A 21,262-nucleotide genomic window follows, 5' to 3' on the forward strand; every position below is an offset into this window, starting at 1 on the left:
GGCCGGGCCGGCTCACCGGCGTGCCTCCTGGGGGCCGGGCACGGCGGGGGACGCCGGGGGCGCGGGCCCGTCGTCGTCGGCGGTGACGGCCGGGTGCCAGCCGTACCGGGTCAGCGCCCGCACCAGCGCGGCCACCACGCGCGGATCGAACTGCGTCCCGGCGCAGCGCTCCAGCTCGGCGACCGCGGCCCGCACCGGGCGGCCCCGGCGGTAGGACCGGGTGGACGTCATCGCGTCGAAGGCGTCGGCGACGGCCACCACCCGGGCGCACTCGGGGATCTGGCCGCCCGTCAGCCCGTAGGGGTATCCGGTCCCGTCCAGCCGCTCGTGGTGGTGGAGGATGGCCGAGCGGGCCTCGCCGAGGAAGGAGATGCCGCGCACCATCTCGTGGCCGTACTCGGGGTGCAGCTCGATCACCCGCCGCTCCTCGGGCGTCAGCGGCCCGTCCTTGCGCAGCAGCCGGGTGGGCACGCCCAGCTTGCCCACGTCGTGCAGGATGCCGGCGAAGCGGAGCACCTCGACGCGCTCGTCGTCCATGCCGAGTTCGCGGGCGATGAGCATCGAGGCGTGCCCGACCCGCTCGCTGTGGCCGCGGGTGTAGCCGTCCTTGATGTCGACGGCCTGCACCAGCGCCCGGATCGTCGCCCGGTGGGCGGCGCGCTCGCGGTGGTACTGGGCGTAGACCCACCAGGACACGCACATCGGCAGCAGGACCAGCAGGGCGGCGACGGGACCGTACGGGCTGCGCCAGAGCACGGCCATCATCAGCCCGGCGAGCCCCTGCACCGCGATCGGCGCCAGCGACCGGGCGAACAGCCCCTGCCAGGCCCGCCGTACGGGGACCTGCTCGGCGAGCGCGAGGATGCCGCCGTCGAGCGCGGTCAGCACCAGGCAGAAGGCGGCCACGGCGGCCGCGGCGGGGACGAGGACGTAGGGGAAGTCGGAGCCGGTGACGGCGTCCCGGCCGCCGAGCGCCCAGTGCGTCCGGCCGGCCGCCCAGGCCGCCAGGGCGAGCTGGGCCGCCCGCCAGACACGGCGCAGTGCCTCGGGCCGCTGCCCGGCCCGGGTGAGCAGGGCGCCGGGCAGCGGGACGAGCGCGGCGGCCGGTGGCGGCAGCAGGAAGACCGCCGCGAGCAGCACGGGGTAGAAGGGCCCGGCGAGGCTGCGCGGGGCGAGCTGCCGGCAGCCGGCGTACACCGCGGCGAGCAGGGCGACCGCCCACCAGGGGACGTGGGTCAGCGGCAGGGGCAGCAGACAGGCCAGGGCGCCGAGGACGGTGCAGGCGACGTACGCACGGGCCCGTGGTGGAACCGCATCCATGACGCCCCTCCCCGGTCATGCCTGTCCACGGCCTGTGAGCCTAGGGCGGGCACGGGGGACCCGCGGGCCGATAACCCGCGGATTAGCACGTACGAGTGACGTACGGGGCCCCTGGTCAGGGCGGCGCCGGGGCGGTCAAGGCGGCGCCGGGCGGCGGCCAGGACGACTGGGGCGACCCGGGCGGTCAGGACGACCGGGGCGGTCAGGACTCCTGCGGTGTGACCGGCGCCGCGGTGACGTCGCGGTCGGGGACCGTTCCGCCGGAGCGGATCAGCTCGATCCGTCCCATGACCTTCGCGCGCAGGTCGGCGGGTACGTCGTCATGTCCGCAGCACCGCTTGACCAGCTTCTTCACGGCCTGCTCCAGGCCGTACTTCTCCAGGCACGGCGAGCACTCCTCGAAGTGGTGCTCGAACTTGGTGCGATCGACTTCCGGCATCTCACTGTCGAGGAACTCGTAGAGATGATCGAGTACCTCACTGCAGTCCGTCTCGTGCGGCTCTCCGCAGCTCATGAGCCCGAGCCTTTCGCTTCGTTCGACTCTCCGGCACCGGCGGGGACCAGGCCGCGCTCGCGGGCGTAGTCCTCGAGCATGCCGCGCAGCTGACGGCGGCCCCGGTGCAGCCGGGACATCACCGTACCGATGGGTGTCCCCATGATGTCCGCGATCTCCTTGTACGCAAAGCCCTCGACGTCCGCGAGATAGACGGCGATGCGGAATTCCTCGGGGATCGCCTGGAGCGCTTCCTTCACGTCCGAGTCCGGCAGGTGGTCGAGCGCCTGCGACTCGGCGGAACGCAGACCGGTCGACATGTGCGACTCGGCGCGGGCGAGCTGCCAGTCCTCGATCTCCTCCGCGGCGCTGCGCTGGGGCTCGCGCTGCTTCTTGCGGTAGGAGTTGATGAAGGTGTTGGTGAGGATCCGGTACAGCCACGCCTTCAGGTTGGTGCCCTCGCGGAACTGGTGGAAGGACGCGTACGCCTTGGCGTACGTCTCCTGCACCAGGTCCTCGGCGTCCGCCGGGTTGCGGGTCATGCGCAGCCCGGCCGAGTACATCTGGTCGAGGAATTCGAGCGCGTCCCGCTCGAAGCGCGCGCTGCGCTCGGCGGTCGACTCCGGGGACGTGCCCATGCCCATGCCCTGGCCCTCGGGCTGCTCCGCCAGGCCGTTGTCGGTCCCTGCGTCGGTACCGGGAACCGGACCCACCTCCTCAAGCGATGTCGTGGGACCGAGAGAGATCCCACTCGAATCGGAGGATAGACGACGACCCGTGCCTGCCGCCGCTCGAATCGGAGCGGCCTTGGCCGCGTACAGCACGGTCCAGTCCAGGTCACCGCGGCTGCTGCGGTCCGGGCATACGGTCGAACCCATGCGTCGGACTTCCTCTCCTGTGGCGGCGCTGGTACCCCAGCGGTTCTGACGGCCACAACAGCGCGGCCCGGCCGGGCATTCCCAGGCCGTCACCCGAGTGACGCGGTCCACCGCGCCACGCCGTCGGTGACGGTCCGCAGCGCCTGCTCCGGACTGGTGGCGGCGCGTTTCGGGACGCCGAGGCCGTGGTCGCCGTACGCCACCTCGACCAGCTCGTAGGGGCCCCGCGGGAACTCCGCCGGCCTGCCGAACGGGTCGTTGCCGCCCTGCACGACGAGCGTGGGGAGCGCGGCGGCGGCGTCCAGCAGCTCCCCGGCGCGGGACTTCTCCGGCCTGCCCGGCGGGTGCAGGGGGAAGCTCAGGGCCAGCACCGCGCGGGCGCCCAGCTCGGCCGCCGTGCGGCAGGCGACGCGCGCGCCCGCGCTGCGGCCGCCGGAGACGACCGGGGCCCCGGGGGCGGTGAGGGCCGGCCAGACCCCGCGCCAGCCGGTGTCCAGCGTCTTCGGCGAGGGCGCCAGCTTCCGGCCGGCCACCCGCCAGGGCTGCTCGACGAGCGCGACGGTGACGCCGTGCTCCGGCAGTGTCCGGGCGAGGGCCTGGAGGTCACGGGCCTCGACGCCGCCGCCGGCTCCGTGCCCGAGGGCGAGGACGAGCCGGGGCCGGGCGGCCCGGTACCAGGTGATCCGGGCGGCGCCCGCCGGGGTCTCGACGGTTTCGGCGGCTGCGGTGCTCAGGTCGGGGGTCACGTCAGAAGAGTGTGCCCTCTTCCGGGGCGGCCAGCTCCTTGAGCAGCTCGGGGCCGTTGTTGCGCACATTGCTCACCGCGGTGGACACGGGGTACGCCCGCATCAGCCCGGGGGGCGGGGGCGCGAGCAGCCCGCGCAGCTCCGCCACGTCGGTGCGGGCGGGGTCCAGCCAGGCGTCCCAGCGGTCGGGCGTGAGCATCAGCGGCATCCGGGGATGGATGTCGGACAGCGAGCGCGGGCCCTCGGCGGGGGCCACCGCCAGCGGGGTCGTCTCCGCCTCGGTGGTGATCACCGAGCAGGTCGCCCACCAGGCCCGCGGGTGGTCGTCGGGCAGCGTGCGGTCCCGCCAGAACTCGTACAGCCCCGCCATCGCGAAGACCGAGCCGTCCGCCGGGGTGACGAAGTACGGCTGCTTGCGCGGCCGCTTCCGCTTGCCCTCGACCTCCAGGTCCCGCTCCTGGGCGCCGGTGACCCACTCGTAGTACCCGTCGGCGGGCACGATGCAGCGGCGGGCCGCGAAGGCCCGGCGGTACGACGGCTTCTCGTGCACGGTCTCCGCACGGGCGTTGATCATCCGGGCGCCGCCCTCGGGGCTCTTGGCCCAGGACGGCACCAGACCCCACCTCAGCCGGCGCAGCTGGCGAACCGGACGCGGGTCCGCCGCGTCCTTCACAGGACGGTCGAGGACCACGGGGACCTCCTTCGTCGGAGCCACGTTGTAGTCCGGCGCGAAGCTCTCCCGCGGCTCCCTCCCTCCGGCCGCCCCGTCCGTGCCGTCCGTGCCGTCCGTGGCCTCCGCGCCGTCCGTGGCCTCCGTGACGTCCGTGACGTCCGGGGGGACCAGCTCGATCTCAAAGATTCCCGCGAGATCCTCGGGTCCACGACTCGCCGCATACCGTCCGCACATACGTGCCACACTGCCAGATCCGGTACGGAGCAAGGGAGCCACTCGCCGAACATGGACAGCACCGCATCCACCGCGCTGCCCGACATCTGGGACCGCCTCACCGGCACCCAGCCCGACCCCGACCTGTGGGTGGTGCTGGCCACCGCGGCCGCCGCCCTCGCCGTCGTCGTCCCGCACGGCCCGTGGCGGCTGTCCCGGAACGCGATCACCATCGCCCACGAGGGCGGCCACGGACTGGTGGCGCTGCTCACCGGCCGCACCCTGACCGGCATACGCCTGCACTCCGACACCAGCGGCCTCACCGTGAGCCGGGGCAAGCCGCACGGCATCGGCATGATCCTCACCGCCGCCGCCGGCTACACCGCTCCCCCGCTGCTGGGCCTGGGCGGCGCGGCGCTGCTCGCGGCCGGGCGCATCACCCTGCTGCTGTGGGCCGCCACCGCCCTGCTGCTGGCCATGCTGGTGATGATCCGCAACGCCTACGGGGCGCTGACCGTGATCGTCACCGGTGGCGCGTTCCTGCTGGTGTCCTGGCTGGCCGGGCCGCAGGTGCAGGCGGCCTTCGCGTACGCCGTGGTGTGGTTCCTGCTGCTGGGCGGGGTGCGCCCGGCCTTCGAGCTGCAGGCCAAGCGGGCGCACGGGGACGCCGGCGACTCCGACGCGGACCAGCTGTCCCGGCTGACCCATGTGCCCGCGGGAATGTGGCTCTTCCTGTTCCACGCGGTGTCGCTGTGCTCCCTGATGGGCGGGGGGCGCTGGCTGCTCGGGCTGTGATCACGGCCCGCCCGGACTGCGGCCGGTCCCACCGCCTCCTTATAAAGTGGGCCCATGGCCCCGAACAACGCGCACACCGCCCTCTGGCCCGCCCCGCACGCGAGCGGAGCCGTCGACGCGACGGTCCACGTTCCGGGGTCGAAGTCGGTCACCAACCGCGCCCTGGTGCTCGCCGCCCTGGCCTCCGAGCCGGGCTGGCTGCGCCGCCCGCTGCGCTCCCGCGACACGCTGCTGATGGCGGGCGCCCTGCGCACGATGGGCGTGGGCATCGAGGAGACCGTGTCCTCCGCCTCCGGGGCGGGCGGCTCGGGCGAGGCGTGGCGGGTGATCCCCGCGGGGCTGCACGGCCCCGCCACGGTCGACGTGGGCAACGCCGGCACGGTCATGCGCTTCCTGCCCCCGGTGGCCGCGCTGGCCGACGGCCCCATCCGGTTCGACGGCGACCCGAGGTCGTACGAGCGTCCGCTGCACGGCGTGATCGACGCGCTGCGCGTCCTGGGCGCCCGGATCGACGACGACGGCCGCGGCGCGCTGCCGCTGACGGTGCACGGCAGCGGGGCGCTGGACGGCGGTCCGGTGGAGATCGACGCCTCCTCCTCGTCGCAGTTCGTCAGCGCCCTGCTGCTGTCCGCCCCGCGCTTCAACCAGGGCGTGGAGGTCCGGCACGTGGGCGCGACGCTGCCGTCGATGCCGCACATCCGGATGACCGTCGACATGCTGCGCGCGGTCGGCGCCCAGGTGGACACCCCCGAGTCGGGCGGCGAGCCGAACGTCTGGCGGGTCACTCCGGGCGCGCTGCTGGGCCGGGACCTGACGGTGGAGCCGGACCTGTCCAACGCGCAGCCGTTCCTGGCGGCGGCGCTGGTGACCGGCGGCAAGGTGGTGATCCCCGACTGGCCCGCCCGGACCACCCAGCCGGGTGACCGGCTGCGGCAGATCTTCACCGAGATGGGTGGCTCCTGCGAGCTCACCGAGTACGGCCTGCTGTTCACCGGGTCGGGGTCCGTGCACGGCATCGACGTGGACCTGAGCGAGGTCGGCGAGCTGACCCCGGGCATCGCGGCCGTCGCCGCCCTGGCGGACTCGCCCTCGACCCTGCGCGGAGTGGCCCATCTGCGGCTGCACGAGACCGACCGGCTGGCCGCGCTGACCAAGGAGATCAACGAGCTCGGCGGCGACGTCACCGAGACGGCCGACGGCCTGCACATCCGCCCGCGCCGGCTGCACGGCGGGATCTTCCACACCTACGAGGACCACCGCATGGCGACCGCCGGTGCGATCATCGGCCTGGCGGTCGAGGGGGTGCAGATCGAGAACGTGGCGACGACGGCGAAGACCCTCCCGGACTTCCCCGACCTGTGGACCGCGATGCTCGGGGCGGCGTAGGGACGCGGGGAGCACGTCATGCGCCGCTACGGCAAGCACACCGACGAGGACGACATCCGCGCCCGGCCCAACCGCCGCGGCAACCGGCCCCGCACCCACATCCGGCCCAAGCACGAGGACGCCGCCGAGGGCATGGTGCTCACCGTGGACCGGGGGCGCCTGACGTGCCTCGTCGACGGCCGTACCGTCGTCGCGATGAAGGCCCGCGAACTCGGGCGCAAGGCGGCGGTCGTGGGCGACCGGGTGGCCCTGGTCGGCGACCTGTCGGGGCAGAAGGACACCCTGGCGCGCATCGTGCGCATCGCGGAGCGCAGCTCGGTGCTGCGCCGCACCGCGGACGACGACGACCCCTACGAGCGGGTGGTCGTGGCCAACGCCGACCAGCTGGCCGTCGTCACCGCGCTGGCCGACCCCGAGCCGCGCCCGCGGCTGATCGACCGCTGCCTGGTGGCGGCCTACGACGGCGGTCTCACGCCGCTGCTGGTCATGACCAAGTCGGACCTGGCCCCGCCGGACAAGCTCCTCGAGCTGTACGGGGCGCTGGACATCCCCTACGTCGTCACCAGCCGGGCCGAACTGGAGAACGGGGACGCGGCCGACCGGGTGCGCGAGCATCTGGACGGCAAGGTCACGGCGTTCGTGGGCCACTCCGGTGTCGGCAAGACGACGCTGGTCAACGCGCTGGTGCCAGAGGAGCGGCGCCGGAGCACGGGGCATGTGAACGCGGTGACGGGCCGGGGCCGGCACACCACCACCTCGGCGCTCGCGCTGCCGCTCACGGGGGCCGACGGCTGGGTCGTCGACACCCCGGGCGTACGGTCGTTCGGCCTGGCGCACGTCGACCCGTCCCGGGTCATCCACGCCTTCCCCGACCTGGAGCCGGGCACGGAGGGCTGTCCGCGCGCGTGCAGCCACGACGAGCCGGACTGCGCGCTGGACGCGTGGGTGGCCGAGGGGCACGCGGACCCGGCGCGGCTGTACTCGCTGCGCCGCCTGCTGGCCACGCGGGAGCGCACGGAGGGCGACTGAGCGCGCCGGGCGGGCGCCCGGCCGGGCGAGTGATCGGCCGGCAGGCAGGGCGGATGGCCGCTCGCCGGATCGTGCGGCGGACCGGTCCCGTGGGGTGGCCGGGACCCGCTCCGACCTCCGCGTTGTTTGCGTACGGCGTGGCACGGCAAGTGCATAATCGCACGGAGCCGGATCCGGACTCGCCCGAGACATGATGTGACGCGGTCACGGCACGCGAACGCACGGGAGGACAGCACATGGCGTGGCTGCTGGTCATCGTGGCCGGGTTGCTCGAAACCGGTTTCGCCGTGTGCCTGAAGCTGTCGCACGGCTTCACCCGGCTCTGGCCGACCATCGCGTTCTGCTGTTTCGCCCTCGGCAGCTTCGGGCTCCTCACCCTGTCCCTGAAGAAGCTCGACGTGGGTCCCGCGTACGCGGTGTGGACGGGCATCGGCGCGGCCGGCACCGCGATCTACGGCATGATTTTCCTCGGCGACCTGGTGTCCACCCTCAAGATCGTCTCGATCAGTCTCGTCATCATCGGCGTGATCGGATTGCAGCTGTCCGGTTCCGCGCACTGAGCCGGGGCCGGTGGCGGGTGGCTCAGACCGGCTGGCGGTGCAGCACCCCGCGCACGAGTTCGGCGACCCCTCCCTCCCCCGGCGGGGCCGCCACGCAGGACAGGGCCAGGCGCATCACCAGTTCGCAGGCGCGGCCCAGGTCGGCGGTGTCCGCCCGGGAGGTGCCGAAGCCGGTCATCGAGGTCACGGCGCGGTCGCGCACCAGCGCCAGGAAGTCGGCGGGCGAGGGCAGCGGCCCGTCCGCCCGGCGCTGCGCGGGCACGGCGGAGGTGGACGGCACGGCCGACAGCGTCGGCGTGGGCAGCCGCTCGCTCCAGCAGCCGGTGAGCATCGCCTTCACCAGCGCGTTCTCCCGGGCGGCGGTGACGGTCCACTCGGCGGCCGCGATCAGCCGCTCGCGCGGGTCGGTGTGGGTGGCGAGCGCCCGCTCGGCCCCGGCGAGGTAGCCGTCCGCCTCTCTCCTCACCAGCGCCCTGGCCAGCCCGTCCTTGCTGCCGAACTCGTTGTACAGCGTCTGCCGGGACACTCCGGCCGTCGCGGCCACGTCCACCATCCGCACGGCGGACCACGGCCGGCGCGCCAGTGCCGTATAGGCGGCGTCGAGCAGGGATTCCCGCGCTGCAGGCATCATCGCCTCCCTGGGGCGAGCGACTTAGCGCCCAGATTTGACGGGCGATGACGCACTGTCAAGGGTCCGCGACCCTCAGGAGGGGCGCTTGTCGGCCACGTGCGGCGGGCAGGCGACCACGTGCGGCGGGCAGGCGGGCAAGCGGCCCGTGCGGCGTGCGGGCGGGCAGGCGGCCCGTGCGGCGTGCGGGCGGGCAGGCGAGCGGGCGGTCACTGCGGCCGAGCCGCCCAGGCGGCCACCACGGGGAAGGCGCGCCGTCCGCCCCCGTACCCCCTGTGGCCTCGTGTCCCCCGGACGGATACGGTTCCTTCCATGCCGGACTACCTCGACGACCTGCGCCTGGCCCACGTTCTCGCGGACGCGGCCGACGCCGCCACCATGGACCGCTTCAAGGCCCTCGACCTCAAGGTCGAGACCAAGCCGGACATGACCCCGGTCAGCGAGGCGGACAAGGCGGCCGAGGAGCTGATCCGCGGCCAGTTGCAGCGCGCCCGCCCGCGCGACGCGGTCCTCGGCGAGGAGTACGGCATCGAGGGCACAGGTCCCCGCCGCTGGGTGATCGACCCGATCGACGGCACCAAGAACTACGTCCGCGGCGTTCCGGTCTGGGCCACGCTGATCTCGCTGATGGAGGCGGGCGAGGGCGGTTACCAGCCCGTGGTCGGCGTGGTCTCCGCCCCCGCCCTCGGACGCCGCTGGTGGGCCGCCAAGGGCCACGGCGCCTTCAGCGGGCGCAGTCTGTCGCAGGCGACCCGGCTGCACGTCTCGCGCGTGGCGCGGCTTTCCGACGCCTCCTTCGCGTACTCCTCGCTCAGCGGCTGGGAGGAGCAGGGCCGGCTGGGCGGCTTCCTGGACCTGACCCGCGAGGTGTGGCGCACCCGTGCCTACGGCGACTTCTGGCCGTACATGATGGTCGCCGAGGGCTCGGTCGACCTCTGCGCCGAACCCGAGCTGTCGCTGTGGGACATGGCGGCGAACGCGATCGTCGTCACCGAGGCCGGCGGCACCTTCACCGGCCTGGACGGCCGCCCGGGCCCGCACAGCGGCAACGCCGCCGCGTCGAACGGGCTGCTGCACGACGAGATGCTGGAGTATCTCGACCGGCGCCGCTGAGCCGTTCGACTCGCCCGCGCACGCCCCCCAACTGACCGCGTACGCCCTCTTGTTGACCCGTGCTTTACCTGCGACTCTGAGAGTCCCCCCACTTGTGAACTTGTGAATCCTTGCACTAGCGGGATTCCTCGAGGAGGTGGCTCCATCCCATGCTCGTCCGCGACGCCATGAGCACGGTGGTCCTCACCATCGGCCCCGCCCACACCCTCCGTCAGGCCGCAAGGCTGATGTCCGCCCGCCGGGTCGGCGCGGCGGTGGTCCACGACCCCGACGCCGGCGGCATCGGCATCCTCACCGAACGCGACATCCTCAACTCCGTCGGCCAGGGCCAGAGCCCGGACACGGAGCACGCCCACGCCCACACCACCACCGACGTCGTGTTCGCGGCGCCGTCCTGGACGCTGGAGGAGGCGGCCCGCACCATGGCGCACGGCGGCTTCCGCCACCTGATCGTCCTGGACCGCGGCGAGGTGGCCGGCATCGTCTCGGTCCGCGACCTCATCCGCTGCTGGGCCCCGGCCCGGGAGCGGGCGGAGCAGGCGCTGCCCGCCTGAGCGGTACGCCGGGGTGTCCGCCGGGCCCGGCACCCGGCGGACGCCCGGGCGCATGCCGGTGGGCCGGACCCCCGAGGGAGCCCGGCCCACCGCCTGCGGCACGCGGTCCAGGTGCCGGGGATCAGCCGCGCAGCGCCTGCACGGCCACCTCCAGCCGCTTGCCGAAGTCACCGTCCGCCCGGCGGAAGTTGTCGATCGCGCGCTCGACGATGTCCTCGCGCGAGACCTTGGAGATGGCGCCCGCCAGGTTGCCGATCAGCCGCTCCCGCTCCTCCTGCGTCATCAGCCGGTAGAGGTTGCCGGCCTGGACGAAGTCGTCGTCCTCGGCGTGCCGCGGCGTCTCGTGGTCACCGGTGGCGCCGGCGACCGCGATCGGCTGCCACAGCGGCCGGTCGGTCTGGAAGGGGCCGCCGAAGCTGTTGGGCTCGTAGTTCTTCGCGCCCTTGTGCCGGCCGTCGTACAGGTAGCCGTCACGGGAGTGGGTGCGCGCCTCGGTGGCGTGCGGCCGGTTCACCGGCAGGTGGTCGGCGTTGATGCCGACGCGGTAGCGGTGGGCGTCGCCGTACGCGAACAGGCGGCCCTGGAGCATCTTGTCCGGGGACGGGCCGATGCCGGGCACGAAGTGCGCCGGGGAGAAGACCGACTGCTCGACCTCGGCGAAGATGTTCTCCGGGTTGCGGTTGAGCTCCAGCTTCCCGATCTCGACCAGCGGGTAGTCGGCGTGCGGCCACACCTTCGTCAGGTCGAAGGGGTTGAAGCGGTACGCCGGCGCCTCGGCCGCCGGCATGATCTGGACGAAGACGGTCCACGACGGGTACTCGCCGCGCTCGATCGCCTCCCGCAGGTCCCGCTGGTGGGAGTCGGGGTCCGCACCGGCGAGCCGGTCGGCCTCAGCCTGGGTCAGGCACTTGATCCCCTGGTCGGTCTTGAAGTGGTACTTGACCCAGAAGACCTCGCCGGCCTCGTTGTTCCACTGGTAGGTGTGCGAGCCGAAGCCGTCCATGTGGCGGTACGACGCCGGGATGCCGCGGTCGCCGAACAGCCAGGTCACCTGGTGCGTGGACTCCGGGGACAGGCTCCAGAAGTCCCAGACGTTGTCCATCTCGGTCGAGCCCGTGTAGGGGTCGCGCTTCTGGGTGTGGATGAAGTCGGGGAACTTGATCGCGTCCCGGATGAAGAACACCGGGGTGTTGTTGCCGACGAGGTCGTAGTTGCCCTCCTCGGTGTAGAACTTCAGCGCGAAGCCGCGCGGGTCGCGCACGGCGTCCGCGGCGCCCAGGTTCCCGGCCACGGTGGAGAAGCGCAGGAAGGTCTCCGTCTGCTTGCCGGCCTCGGAGAGGAACTTGGCGCGCGTGTACTTCGTGACATCGGCGGTGACCGTGAAGGTGCCGTAGGCGCCGGCGCCACGGGCGTGCACCACGCGCTCCGGGATGCGCTCGCGGTTGAAGTGCGCGAGCTTCTCCAGCAGGTGCTGGTCCTGGACGAGCACGGGGCCGCCGATGCCCGCGGTCTCGCTGTTCTGGTTGTCGGAAACCGGAGCACCGGCCTCCGTCGTGAGCGGTCCGTGGGTCACGTCGCCTCCTGCGCCACTTGTGTGTCTTGCTGTTCCTCGGCCAAAGCCGTTCTCGATCCTACATTGGACATTGTCCAAGTCAAACTAGGATCCAAAGTCACACCTGTTCGGAAACTGGTCGCCTTGCTGATAAGCTGTGGCCATGAGCGACCTTCTGGATCGGCTGCGCGGACGCGGATGGCGGATGACCGCGCAGCGACGCGTCGTGGCCGAGGTCCTCGACGGCGAGCACGTCCATCTGACGGCCGACGAGGTCCACGCCCGGGCCGTCGCGAAGCTGCCCGAGATCTCCCGGGCGACCGTGTACAACACGCTGGGTGAGCTGGTCAGCCTCGGTGAGGTCATCGAGGTCGCCACGGACAAGCGCGCCAAGCGGTACGACCCCAACGCCCACCGGCCGCACCACCACCTGGTCTGCGCCGGCTGCGGCGCGATCCGGGACGTCCACCCGAGCGGCAACCCGCTGGCCGACCTGCCGGACTCGGAGCGCTTCGGCTTCACCGTCTCGGACGTCGAGGTGACCTACCGCGGCCTGTGCCCGAACTGCGCGTCCGCGTAACCGGGCCCTTCACGCACGGAACCCCGGCACCACCAAGGTGCCGGGGTTCTTCCGTCTTCGCCGGCGCGCCGGCACGCTGTCCACTCCGGCGTCCTCGCACCCATATCGCGGGGCCTCGCGCCCGTCCCGCGGGGACATCGCGTCCGTAGCGCCCGTACCGCGCATACGCCGAGGGCCGGAATCCTTGATCGGATTCCGGCCCTCGGTCATCAGTAGCGGGGACAGGATTTGAACCTGCGACCTCTGGGTTATGAGCCCAGCGAGCTACCGAGCTGCTCCACCCCGCGGCGATGAACAGAACAGTACGTGACCGACGGGGAAAGAAGCAAATCGCTTCCGGCAGCCCCGCGCCCGGCCGCCCCGCCCGCTCCACCGGACGGCCGCTCCACCGGCCACCGGACCGCCCGCTCCACCGGCCACCGGACGGCCCGCCCCACCGGACGGCCCGCCCCACCGGGCGGCCGGGCCCGCCGTCACGCCGACAGCTCCTCCCGCAGCGCGTCCCGCAGCCGTCCCGCCCGCTCCGCGACCGACGCGGGCCCGAGCTCCACGGCCCGGTCGGCCCACCGCTGCCCCTCCGCCAGCTCCCCCCGACGCGCGTAGACGAGGGCGAGCCGCAGCGCCGCCCGCCCGTGCCCGGCGTCGGCGGCCCGGGTCCACCACACGGCCGCCTCCGGCTCACTGCCCTCGCGGGCCAGCAGCAGGCCCAGGTTGAACGCGCCGTTGCGGGAGCCTGCCTCCGCGGCCGTCCGGTACCACCGGGCCGCCTCCACCACGTCGCCCCGGGCCGCGGCCAGCATGCCGACCCGCACCTGGGCGCGCCGGTGCCCCTGGGAGGCCGCGCGCTCGTACCACTCCTCGCACTCGCTCTTCTCGTGCACGGCCGGCTCCCCGAGCCCGTGCGCGGGCGCCGGCGGGCGCCGTGCGTCCAGCACCGTCGCCAGCCGGTAGGCGGCCTCCGCGCTGCCGCCCCCCGCCGCGCAGCGCAGATGGCGCTCGGCCTCCCGCTCGTCGCCCGCCCGGAGCCGGGCGATGCCCACCTGCAGCGCCGCCTCGGTGTGCCCGGCCGCCGCCGCCCGCTCGTACCAGCGCAGGGCCTCGGCCTCCTCGTCCCGCTTGGCGTACAGGATCCCGAGGTTGAACGCGGCGTCCACGCTGCCCGCCTCGGCGGCCTTGGAGAACCACGGCTCGGCCCCGGTCTCGTCGCCGGCCTGCAGCAGCAGGATGGCCAGCGCGTTCGCCGCCTCCCGGTGGCCGGCGTAGGCCGCGCGCCGGTACCACTGCTCGGCCTGCGCGGTCCGTCCCTGCTCGGCGCAGAGGAGACCGAGGTTGTGGGCGCCGTTGACGTCGCCCGCGTCCATCGCCGCCCGGTACCACCGCTCGGCGGTCTGGGTCTCGCCGCGCTCGGCGTGCAGCGCGCCGAGCGCGTTGGCCGCGTTGCCGTCGCCGTCCTGCGCGGCGCGCAGCCACCACACGGCGGCGCTGTCGGTGTCGCCGGCGTCGCGCAGCAGGAATCCGAGCGCGCAGGCGGCGCGCGCCTCGCCGTCCTTGGCGGAGGTCAGGTACCAGCGGCCGGCCTCCTTGAGCTCGCCGCGCTTCTCCAGGATCGCGCCGAGGTGCAGCGCGGCCCGCCGGTGCCCGCGCGCGGCGGCCTGCCGGTACCACTGCTCGGCCTCCCGCGCCCGGGCGACACCGTTGTCGCCCGCGGTCTCCTGCCCGGCCCGCCGGTCCAGTGCCCGTGCCAGGCGGTACGCGGCCTCCCGGTGCCCGCGCTCGGCGGCGGCGCGCATCCAGCGCTCGGCCGCGGGGTCGGCGCGGTGCTCGAGCAGGTCGGCGAGCGCGTACGCGCCGAGCACGTGGCCCTGCTCGGCGGACTGGCGCAGCCAGTACTCGGCGGCCGGCTCGTCGCCGCGCTCGCGGTGGTGGCGGCCCAGCGCGTGGGCCGCCGCGGCGGAGCCGGCGACCGCGGCGATGCGCCACCAGCCGGCCGCCTCGTCGGCGTACCCGCGCTGGTGGAGGAGGACTCCCAGGTTGTTGGCGGCGGCGCGGTCACCGGCCGCGGTGGCGGCACGCAGATGGGGTTCGGCTCCGTCGAGATCGCCGCGGCGCAGCAGCATGGCGCCGAGGACGCTCATGGCCTCGACGTCGCCGGTCTCGGCGGCGAGCCGGCGGCGCGCCAGCTCGGCCACCTCGTCGGCGGCCGTCGCGGCGTCGCCCTCGCGGGGCGCGCCCGCGGGGTACTCGGGCTCCGCGGGATCGGAAGCCTGTACAAATCGCCCTGTCTCGAACAGAGTTACTTTGTCCCCCATAACGTCCATCGTCGCACCACCTGCAACCTGGGTACACCTGGTATACCGCAGCCAGTGAGGTCACTTCAGCGTTTTGTCGACATGCCCACAGAGAGACAAGTCAAACACAAACGGCCCAACTCTCCACGGCGGCAGGGCCGTCCGACCGGTCGGCACATGCGTTCGCACACCGCGAGGGCCCGGATCCGCGACGGGATCCGGGCCCTCGTACGGGGAGCCGTCAGCGACCGCTTCCTCCGCCTCCACCGGCGGACTTGTCCGCCTGTGCCTGTGCCTGCGCGGCCCGCTTCAGCGCGTCCTCCAGCGCCTTCTGCGCCTTGCCGTACGCCTCCCAGTCCGGCTTCTTCAGCGCGGCCTGGCTGTCGTCCAGCGCCTTCTGCGCGTCCTTCAGCGCCTGCCGGACCGTCGGACTGGCCGATGGCGGCGGGTTGTTGCCGGTCCCGGTCTCCGCGGGCGGCGGCGTCGCGCCGGACGCCCCGAAGACCTTGTCGAGGGCCTCGCCGAGGGTGTTCTCGAACGCGGTGGCCCCGCCGTAGGTCACCAGCACCTTCCGCAGCAGGGGGTACTTGAGCTGCCCGCCGCGCACATAGACCGGTTCCACGTAGAGCAGTCCGCCGTCCAGCGGCACGGTCAGCAGGTTGCCGTACTCGATCTCCGAGTCACCGCCCCTGATGAGCCGGACGAACTCGGCGATGTTCTGCTGGGAGTTGGAGTTGAACTGGCTCTGCACCTGTTTGGGGCCGCCGACGGTCGTACTGGTGGGCAGTTTCAGGATTCTGATCTGTCCGTAACCGGGCGTGCCCGCCTGGGAGTCGACCGCCATGAAGGCGCTGAGGTTGTCCCGGCCGTTGGGCGTGAACGTCGTCGTCAGCGAGAACGCCTGGGAGGCCTGGTCGGGCATCTTCATGGTCAGGTAGTACGGCGGCACCGCGTTGCCCGACTTGTTGGTCGGGTCGTCCGGAACCTGCCACACCTCGCTGCCGCTGAGGAAGGTCTGCGCGTCCTGCACGTGGTAGCGGGTCAGCAGTTCACGCTGCACCTTGAACAGGTCCTGCGGGTAGCGCAGATGGGCCATCAGCTCGGTGGAGATGGCCGACTTCGGCCGCACCGTGTCCGGGAAGGCCTTCATCCAGGTCTTCAGCACCGGGTCCTCGGTGTCCCACTGGTACAGCTTCACCTCGCCGGTGTAGGCGTCGACCGTCGCCTTGACCGAGTTGCGGATGTAGTTGACCCGGTTCTGCTGGGCCACCACCGCACGCGAGTTGTTGGTCGCGGTGAGCGAGTCGGCCGTGGTGTCGCCCAGCGTGGTACGGGACGCGTAGGGGTAGCCGTTCGTCGTCGTGTAGGCGTCGACGATCCACTGGATACGGCCGTCCACCACCGCCGGGTAGGCGTCGCCGTCGATGGTCAGCCAGGGGGCGACGGCCTCGACGCGCTCCTTGGGCGTGCGGTTGTACAGGATCCGCGAACCCTCGCCGATCGCGCCGGAGTAGAGGATCTGCGGCTCGCCGAAGGCCAGCGCGTAGGCCGCCCGGTTGACCGGGCTGGACAGGCTGACCCCACTCCTGGCCTGGTAGCTGGTGGTCTTCTCACCGCTGTTGTCGGAGTAGTCGATCTCCTTCTGCGGACCGCCGACGATCGAGTACGTGGTGGTCTTCTCGCCGTAGTAGACCCGCTGCTGGTACGTCCCCAGCTTGCCGGTGGACGGCAGGTCGGACTCGGTGAAGACGGGCTGGCCGTTGGGGTCGGCCTCGGTGCCCTTGGCCGCGACGACGCCGTAGCCGTGGGTGTAGCGGAAGTGGTTGTTGATCCAGTTCTTCTTCGGGATGCCGGCGAGGTTCAGCTCGCGCAGCCCGAGGACGGTGTCCTGGACCTTGCCGTCGTTGTCGTAGCGGTCGACGTCCAGGTTGTTGGGGAACGTGTAGTAGTTCCGGATCTGCTGGAGCTGCTGGAACGTCGGCGAGACGATGTTGGGGTCGAGGATGCGGATGCTGGCGGTCTTCTCGACCTGGTCGCGCAGGGTCGACTTGTCCTTGGTGGCGCTGGTGCCGGGGTACCCGGTGACCTTGGCGTCGTCGATGCCGTACGCCTCGCGCGTCGCCTCGATGTTCTTGGCGACGTACGGCGCCTCCTTGGCCTGCTCGTTGGGCTGGACCTGGAACTTCTGGACGATCGCCGGGTACAGGCCGCCGATCAGGATCGCCGAGAGGACCATCAGGCCGAAGCCGATCACGGGCAGCTGCCAGGTGCGCCGCCACAGGGTGGCGAAGAACAGCAGGGCGCAGATCACCGCGATGCAGAACAGGATCGTCTTGGCCGGCAGATAGGCGTTGGCGTCGACGTACCGAAGGCCCGTCCAGTTGCCGGTCGCCTTGAAGTCGCTGGACTTCACCGCCAGGCCGTACCGGTCGAGCCAGTAGGCGACCGCCTTCAGCGCGACGAAGACACCGAGCAGCACCGACAGATGCCCGGTCGCCGCGGCCGTCGCCTTGGCCCCGGGGCTGGTCACGCGCAGCCCGCCGTAGAGGTAGTGGGTGAGCGCGGCGGCGATCAGCGACAGGATCGTCGCCGCGAAGCCGAAGCCCAGCAGGAAGCGGTACCAGGGCAGGTCGAAGGCGTAGAACGAGACGTCGAGGTGGAACTGCGGGTCCCGCTGGTGGAACGGCACGCCGTTGACCCACATCAGCCAGGTCCGCCACTGGCTCGACGCGGAGGCGCCCGCGATCAGGCCGACCAGCGCGGTGATCCCGCTCAGCAGCCACCGCTTGTACGGCGCGATGCCCATCCGGTACCGGTCCAGGCTCTGCTGCTCAGTCGACATGGCGCTCAGCGGGGGCCGCAGCCGGTGGGCGAGCCAGATGTTGAAGCCGACCGCGGCCGCCATCAGCACGCCGAAGACGCAGAACAGCCCGATCTTGGTCCACAGCGTGGTGGTGAACACGGACGAGTAGTGCACCGACCGGTACCACAGCCAGTCCGTCCAGAACCCCGCGAACATGGTGAACGCCATGCCGAGGACGGCAAGGACGCCCAGGGTGGTCAGCAGGGTCCGGATTCGCCGGGACGGGCGGCCTGCTCTGATCCGCGGCCCCGTCGGGCCCCCGCCGCGGTCCGGCATCTGGAAAGCCAAGGTGTGCACCTCGAAGTTCGCTGTTGGTTCTCGGTCGTTGCGTCGGGCCCCGTCTCCGTGGACCGTACGGCGGGTCCCCCTGTCGGGGGCCCACACCTATGCAACTTACTCACCGTTTACTCGGTTCCCGATTCCGGCCGGGAACGAGGCAGGATTGTGACCATGTCCAACACTCCCATGGCAGCGAGCCCGCTCACCCGGGCCGTACTCGAGATCGACGAGTACGCCTCCGGCCTCGGCTGGGACCAGCCCGCCCGCCTCTTCGCCCTCGTAGACACCGCGCGGCTGCGGACCCAGGAACCCGCCCTCGCGGCACAGCTCGGCCTGGAGGACGAGCAGCAGGCCTCCGGCCTCACCCCCATCGAACAGGACGAGATCCCGTCCGACCGGCCGCTCGACGAGTTCCTCGGCACCATCGCCTGGCCCGACGCGGTGGCCGGCTGCGCGCTGACCGTGGAGCGCCTGATGCTGCCGCCGTCCGCGGAGGCGCAGGTCCCGCAGGGGCTGGACGAGGCGAAGCTGTCGCAGTGGGTGGCCGAGCACCCCGAACGCCAGGAGGTGCGCATGACGGTCGCGGTGCTGCGCGACGGCGCCCGTGAGTCGGCCCTGCGGCTGCGCGAGAAGGACTCGGCCACCGAGGTGCTCACCGGGGCCGACCTGGTCCCGGGCCTGGCGGAGGCGCTGGCGGCGACGTTCGAGGACTGAGCCGCCGGACGAAGTCCGGCGGGGCGCGTGGGCGGCGGGGCGCGTGGGCGGCGGTCGGTGTGCGGTGGGGGCGCGCTCGGTGGTGCGTGCGCCCCCACGGCGCGCTGGGCCGCCGTGGGGGCGCCGGGGAGCGCCCGGCCTTCTTACGGGCCGCCCCGCCTTCTTACAGGCGCTGGGCCTCCTTGCGGGGGCCGGGGGCCCTGGCGGTCCGAGCGGGGGCCGGGAGCCCTGGCGGCCCTTACGGGCGCCGGGCGCGCGCCGGGCTCCCGGCGGGTGCCGTCAGCCCTTGGCCGTGCACTTCGGCAGGGCGGCGGTGTCGCCGGAGCGGATGTCCTTCAGGGCGTCCAGGGCGTCGCCGATGGTGCCGACCTTGACCAGGGTGAGTCCCTCGGGGGTGTCCTTCGCGGCGGCGGCGCAGTTGTCGGCGGGCGTGAGGAAGTACTGGGCGCCCTTGTTGCGCGCTCCGACGGTCTTCATCTGGACCCCGCCGATCGGGCCGACCTTGCCGGCGTCGTCGATGGTCCCGGTCCCGGCCACGAACTTCCCGCCGGTCAGGCTGCCCGGGGTGAGCTTGTCGTAGATGCCGAGCGCGAACATCAGGCCCGCGCTCGGGCCGCCGACGTCGGCGAGCTTGATGTCGACCGTGAACGGGAAGGTGTGATCGGTCCCGGCGGAGATCCCGACGATGGCCCGCTTCGCCCCGCTGTCGTCGGACTGGGCCGTCGTGATCGTGACGTCCCGGGTGGCGGGGGCCCGCTTGTGCGCCTTCTCGGCGGCGGCCTGCTCCTTGGCGGGCACGATCGTGAAGACCACCCGCTGCCCCGGCTTGTGCTTCGTGACCAGCTTGGCCACGTCGGAGGGCTGCTTGACCGCGGTGCCGTCCACGGCCTTGATCACGTCGCCGGCGTGCAGCCTGCCCTGGGCCGGGGTGCCCTTGACGACGGCCGAGACGACCACCCAGGACCGCACCGGGATGCCGAGCTCCTTCAGCGCGGCCACCTTGGCGCTCTCCTGGGACTGGCTGAACTCCTCGGCGTTCTCCTGGGTCGACTGCTCCTCCGTCTTGCCGTCCGGGTAGAGCGTGTCGTGCGGGACGATCTTGTTGTCGTGCGCCAGCCAGCCGTAGACGGCCTCCACCAGGTTCATCCGGTAGTCGGCACTGGTGACCCGGACGGTGGTCATGTTGAGGTGGCCGTCCGTCGGGTAGGTCTTGCGCCCGGCGATCTGCAGCACCGGCTCGCCGTCGTGCTCACCCAGGGTGTTGACCGTGGGTCCCGGGGACATCTCCGCGTACGGCACGGGGAGGAAGACCCCCGCGCACAGGAGCGCGATCAGCATCAGGGTGGAGGCGAGCATCGTCGCGGTGCGGCGTGGCATGAGTCGACAGTACGGGACGGGGCTGTCAGCGCACCGTCAGGGCCGCCCCCGGCCGCCCGCCTCACATGCCGGAATGGGACCTCTCCATGGCCTCGCGGAAGCGGGCGTACCCGTCCAGCTCCGGGCCGTCGCTGCGCGCTCTGCGGGTCCGGTTCGCCCAGCTCCCCCACAGTCCCGCGCCTATCGCGGCCATGAGTGGAATCAGCAACCAGGCGAGTGCCGCCATGCCGACCTCCCAACCCCTACTGAGCGTCCGCAACTGACTGATCAGCAGATTAACCATCCGTACTGACAACGCTCATGGCAGGGGGGCGGTTACGCAACCCGGGGTACGGCGTGGGTGCGCGCGGCGGATCCGGCGGGCGCGCGGGGGGCTCAGCAGGCGCCGACCCACTCCTCGGTGCCGTCGGAGAACTTCTGGTGCTTCCAGATCGGCACCTCGTGCTTGAGGTCGTCGATCAGCTTGCGGCAGGCCTGGAACGCCTCGCCCCGGTGCGGGCACGACACGCCGACGACGACGGCGAGGTCCCCGACCCTGAGGTCCCCCACCCGGTGCACGGCGGCGAGCGCCCGTACGGGGAACTCCGCGGCGACCTTCTCGGCGATCCGCCGCATCTCGGCCTCGGCGCTGGGGTGGCAGGAGTACCCGAGCTCGTCGACGTCGGCGCCCCCGTCGTGGTTGCGCACGGTCCCCACGAAGAGCGCGGTGCCGCCGGCGGCGTCGTCCCCGACCGCCCGGAAGACCTCGTCCAGGGAGAGCGCGGTGTCCCGGATCGCGATCAGCTTGATGGGGTCGTCCGCGGCGTGCTCGCCGGGGTGCTCAGCGGTGGATGCCATGCATCCATCGTGCCGTACCCGCGGACCACACCGAAACGCCGGTCCGCCCGTCCGCCGGGCTGACCGGCTCAGCCCCGCGGGGCAAAGCCCCGCCCGGGGTGCAGGGGCGGAGCCCCGCGTGGGGTCCGGGGCGGAGCCCCGCCCGGGGTGCAGGGGCGAAGCCCGGCATGGGGTCCGGGGCGGAGCCCCGTGGCGGTGCCGTCTCAGCCCAGCGAGTCGGGCGGGCCGGATGGGGCAATGGGGGGTGCAGGGGGTGCAGCCCCCGCCCGGGGGTGCAGCCCCCGCCCGGGGGTGCAGGGGGCGCAGCCCCCGCCCGGGGGTGCAGGGGCGGAGCCCGGCATGGGGTCCGGGGCGCAGCCCCGTGGCGGTGCCGTCTCAGCCCAG

At 72.7% G+C, this 21,262-nt stretch carries 20 protein-coding genes and 1 tRNA gene; 8 read left to right on the forward strand and 13 right to left on the reverse strand.

Annotated elements, in window-relative coordinates:
• Window positions 1–12 precede the first annotated feature (12 nt).
• The 5 genes from ACI2LW_RS00270 to ACI2LW_RS00290 form a co-directional block, all read right to left on the reverse strand.
• Complete coding sequence (locus tag ACI2LW_RS00270) at window positions 13–1,320, reverse strand: HD-GYP domain-containing protein (protein WP_404728856.1); 1,308 nt, start codon at window positions 1,318–1,320, stop codon at window positions 13–15.
• A 202-nt stretch (window positions 1,321–1,522) separates the two neighbouring features.
• A complete protein-coding gene (rsrA, locus tag ACI2LW_RS00275; RefSeq protein ID WP_404728857.1) occupies window positions 1,523–1,834 on the reverse strand; it encodes a mycothiol system anti-sigma-R factor in 312 nt (103 codons plus the stop codon).
• Window positions 1,831–2,526, reverse strand: coding sequence for a sigma-70 family RNA polymerase sigma factor (locus ACI2LW_RS00280; protein ID WP_404728858.1), 696 nt, complete (start codon window positions 2,524–2,526; stop codon window positions 1,831–1,833). The genes rsrA and ACI2LW_RS00280 overlap by 4 nt, the downstream gene beginning before the upstream one ends.
• A gap of 254 nt (window positions 2,527–2,780) precedes the next feature.
• Complete coding sequence (locus ACI2LW_RS00285; protein WP_404728859.1) at window positions 2,781–3,437, reverse strand: alpha/beta family hydrolase; 657 nt, start codon at window positions 3,435–3,437, stop codon at window positions 2,781–2,783.
• Between the two features lies 1 nt (window position 3,438).
• On the reverse strand, window positions 3,439–4,344 hold the full coding sequence (locus tag ACI2LW_RS00290) for an SOS response-associated peptidase (protein WP_404728860.1): 906 nt from the start codon (window positions 4,342–4,344) through the stop codon (window positions 3,439–3,441).
• Between the two features lie 51 nt (window positions 4,345–4,395).
• On the opposite strand from ACI2LW_RS00290, the gene ACI2LW_RS00295 reads away from it, so the two are divergent.
• The 4 genes from ACI2LW_RS00295 (at window position 4,396) to ACI2LW_RS00310 (ending at window position 8,093) form a co-directional block, all read left to right on the forward strand.
• Window positions 4,396–5,118 (forward strand): M50 family metallopeptidase, encoded by a 723-nt coding sequence (locus ACI2LW_RS00295; protein ID WP_404728861.1) that lies wholly within the window; start codon window positions 4,396–4,398, stop codon window positions 5,116–5,118.
• 54 nt (window positions 5,119–5,172) lie between these two features.
• The gene (gene aroA, locus ACI2LW_RS00300) at window positions 5,173–6,504 is read left to right on the forward strand and encodes a 3-phosphoshikimate 1-carboxyvinyltransferase (protein ID WP_404728862.1); all 1,332 of its coding nucleotides are present in this window, start codon (window positions 5,173–5,175) and stop codon (window positions 6,502–6,504) included.
• An 18-nt stretch (window positions 6,505–6,522) separates the two neighbouring features.
• Window positions 6,523–7,533, forward strand: coding sequence for a ribosome small subunit-dependent GTPase A (gene rsgA, locus ACI2LW_RS00305; protein WP_404728863.1), 1,011 nt, complete (start codon window positions 6,523–6,525; stop codon window positions 7,531–7,533).
• Between the two features lie 236 nt (window positions 7,534–7,769).
• Window positions 7,770–8,093 carry a DMT family transporter gene (locus ACI2LW_RS00310; RefSeq protein ID WP_390843093.1) on the forward strand — a complete coding sequence of 108 codons (324 nt, stop codon included), beginning with the start codon at window positions 7,770–7,772 and terminating at the stop codon, window positions 8,091–8,093.
• Window positions 8,094–8,115: 22 nt separating this feature from the next.
• Here ACI2LW_RS00310 and ACI2LW_RS00315 read toward each other — a convergent pair whose 3' ends face one another.
• On the reverse strand, window positions 8,116–8,724 hold the full coding sequence (locus ACI2LW_RS00315) for a TetR/AcrR family transcriptional regulator (protein WP_404728864.1): 609 nt from the start codon (window positions 8,722–8,724) through the stop codon (window positions 8,116–8,118).
• A 309-nt stretch (window positions 8,725–9,033) separates the two neighbouring features.
• Here ACI2LW_RS00315 and hisN point away from each other — a divergent pair, with 309 nt between their 5' ends.
• Both hisN and ACI2LW_RS00325 read left to right on the forward strand, forming a co-directional pair.
• Window positions 9,034–9,834, forward strand: coding sequence for a histidinol-phosphatase (gene hisN, locus ACI2LW_RS00320; RefSeq protein WP_404728865.1), 801 nt, complete (start codon window positions 9,034–9,036; stop codon window positions 9,832–9,834).
• 149 nt (window positions 9,835–9,983) lie between these two features.
• The gene (locus tag ACI2LW_RS00325) at window positions 9,984–10,388 is read left to right on the forward strand and encodes a cyclic nucleotide-binding/CBS domain-containing protein (RefSeq protein WP_404728866.1); all 405 of its coding nucleotides are present in this window, start codon (window positions 9,984–9,986) and stop codon (window positions 10,386–10,388) included.
• A 121-nt stretch (window positions 10,389–10,509) separates the two neighbouring features.
• Here the strand turns inward: ACI2LW_RS00325 and ACI2LW_RS00330 are convergent, their stop codons facing one another.
• Window positions 10,510–11,961, reverse strand: coding sequence for a catalase (locus ACI2LW_RS00330; protein ID WP_404728867.1), 1,452 nt, complete (start codon window positions 11,959–11,961; stop codon window positions 10,510–10,512).
• 142 nt (window positions 11,962–12,103) lie between these two features.
• On the opposite strand from ACI2LW_RS00330, the gene ACI2LW_RS00335 reads away from it, so the two are divergent.
• Window positions 12,104–12,520: a Fur family transcriptional regulator gene (locus ACI2LW_RS00335; protein ID WP_404728868.1), complete on the forward strand. Its 417-nt coding sequence runs from the start codon at window positions 12,104–12,106 to the stop codon at window positions 12,518–12,520.
• 213 nt (window positions 12,521–12,733) lie between these two features.
• On the opposite strand, the gene ACI2LW_RS00340 is transcribed toward ACI2LW_RS00335, so the two are convergent.
• From ACI2LW_RS00340 to ACI2LW_RS00350, 3 genes are all read right to left on the reverse strand, one after another.
• Window positions 12,734–12,807 (reverse strand) — tRNA-Met (locus ACI2LW_RS00340).
• A 186-nt stretch (window positions 12,808–12,993) separates the two neighbouring features.
• A complete protein-coding gene (locus ACI2LW_RS00345) occupies window positions 12,994–14,838 on the reverse strand; it encodes a sel1 repeat family protein (RefSeq protein WP_404728869.1) in 1,845 nt (614 codons plus the stop codon).
• A 211-nt stretch (window positions 14,839–15,049) separates the two neighbouring features.
• On the reverse strand, window positions 15,050–17,947 hold the full coding sequence (locus ACI2LW_RS00350) for a UPF0182 family protein (protein WP_404729478.1): 2,898 nt from the start codon (window positions 17,945–17,947) through the stop codon (window positions 15,050–15,052).
• Window positions 17,948–18,121: 174 nt separating this feature from the next.
• Here ACI2LW_RS00350 and ACI2LW_RS00355 point away from each other — a divergent pair, with 174 nt between their 5' ends.
• A complete protein-coding gene (locus ACI2LW_RS00355) occupies window positions 18,122–18,664 on the forward strand; it encodes a PPA1309 family protein (RefSeq protein WP_404728870.1) in 543 nt (180 codons plus the stop codon).
• 279 nt (window positions 18,665–18,943) lie between these two features.
• Here ACI2LW_RS00355 and ACI2LW_RS00360 read toward each other — a convergent pair whose 3' ends face one another.
• The 3 genes from ACI2LW_RS00360 to ACI2LW_RS00370 form a co-directional block, all read right to left on the reverse strand.
• Window positions 18,944–20,041 (reverse strand): PDZ domain-containing protein, encoded by a 1,098-nt coding sequence (locus tag ACI2LW_RS00360; RefSeq protein ID WP_404728871.1) that lies wholly within the window; start codon window positions 20,039–20,041, stop codon window positions 18,944–18,946.
• A 61-nt stretch (window positions 20,042–20,102) separates the two neighbouring features.
• Window positions 20,103–20,267 carry a hypothetical protein gene (locus tag ACI2LW_RS00365; RefSeq protein WP_404728872.1) on the reverse strand — a complete coding sequence of 55 codons (165 nt, stop codon included), beginning with the start codon at window positions 20,265–20,267 and terminating at the stop codon, window positions 20,103–20,105.
• A 149-nt stretch (window positions 20,268–20,416) separates the two neighbouring features.
• On the reverse strand, window positions 20,417–20,878 hold the full coding sequence (locus ACI2LW_RS00370; protein ID WP_404728873.1) for a molybdenum cofactor biosynthesis protein MoaE: 462 nt from the start codon (window positions 20,876–20,878) through the stop codon (window positions 20,417–20,419).
• Between the last annotated feature and the right edge of the window lie 384 nt (window positions 20,879–21,262).

The sequence above is a fragment of the Streptomyces sp. NPDC004065 genome (assembly GCF_044903565.1).
Lineage (GTDB): Bacteria > Actinomycetota > Actinomycetes > Streptomycetales > Streptomycetaceae > Streptomyces.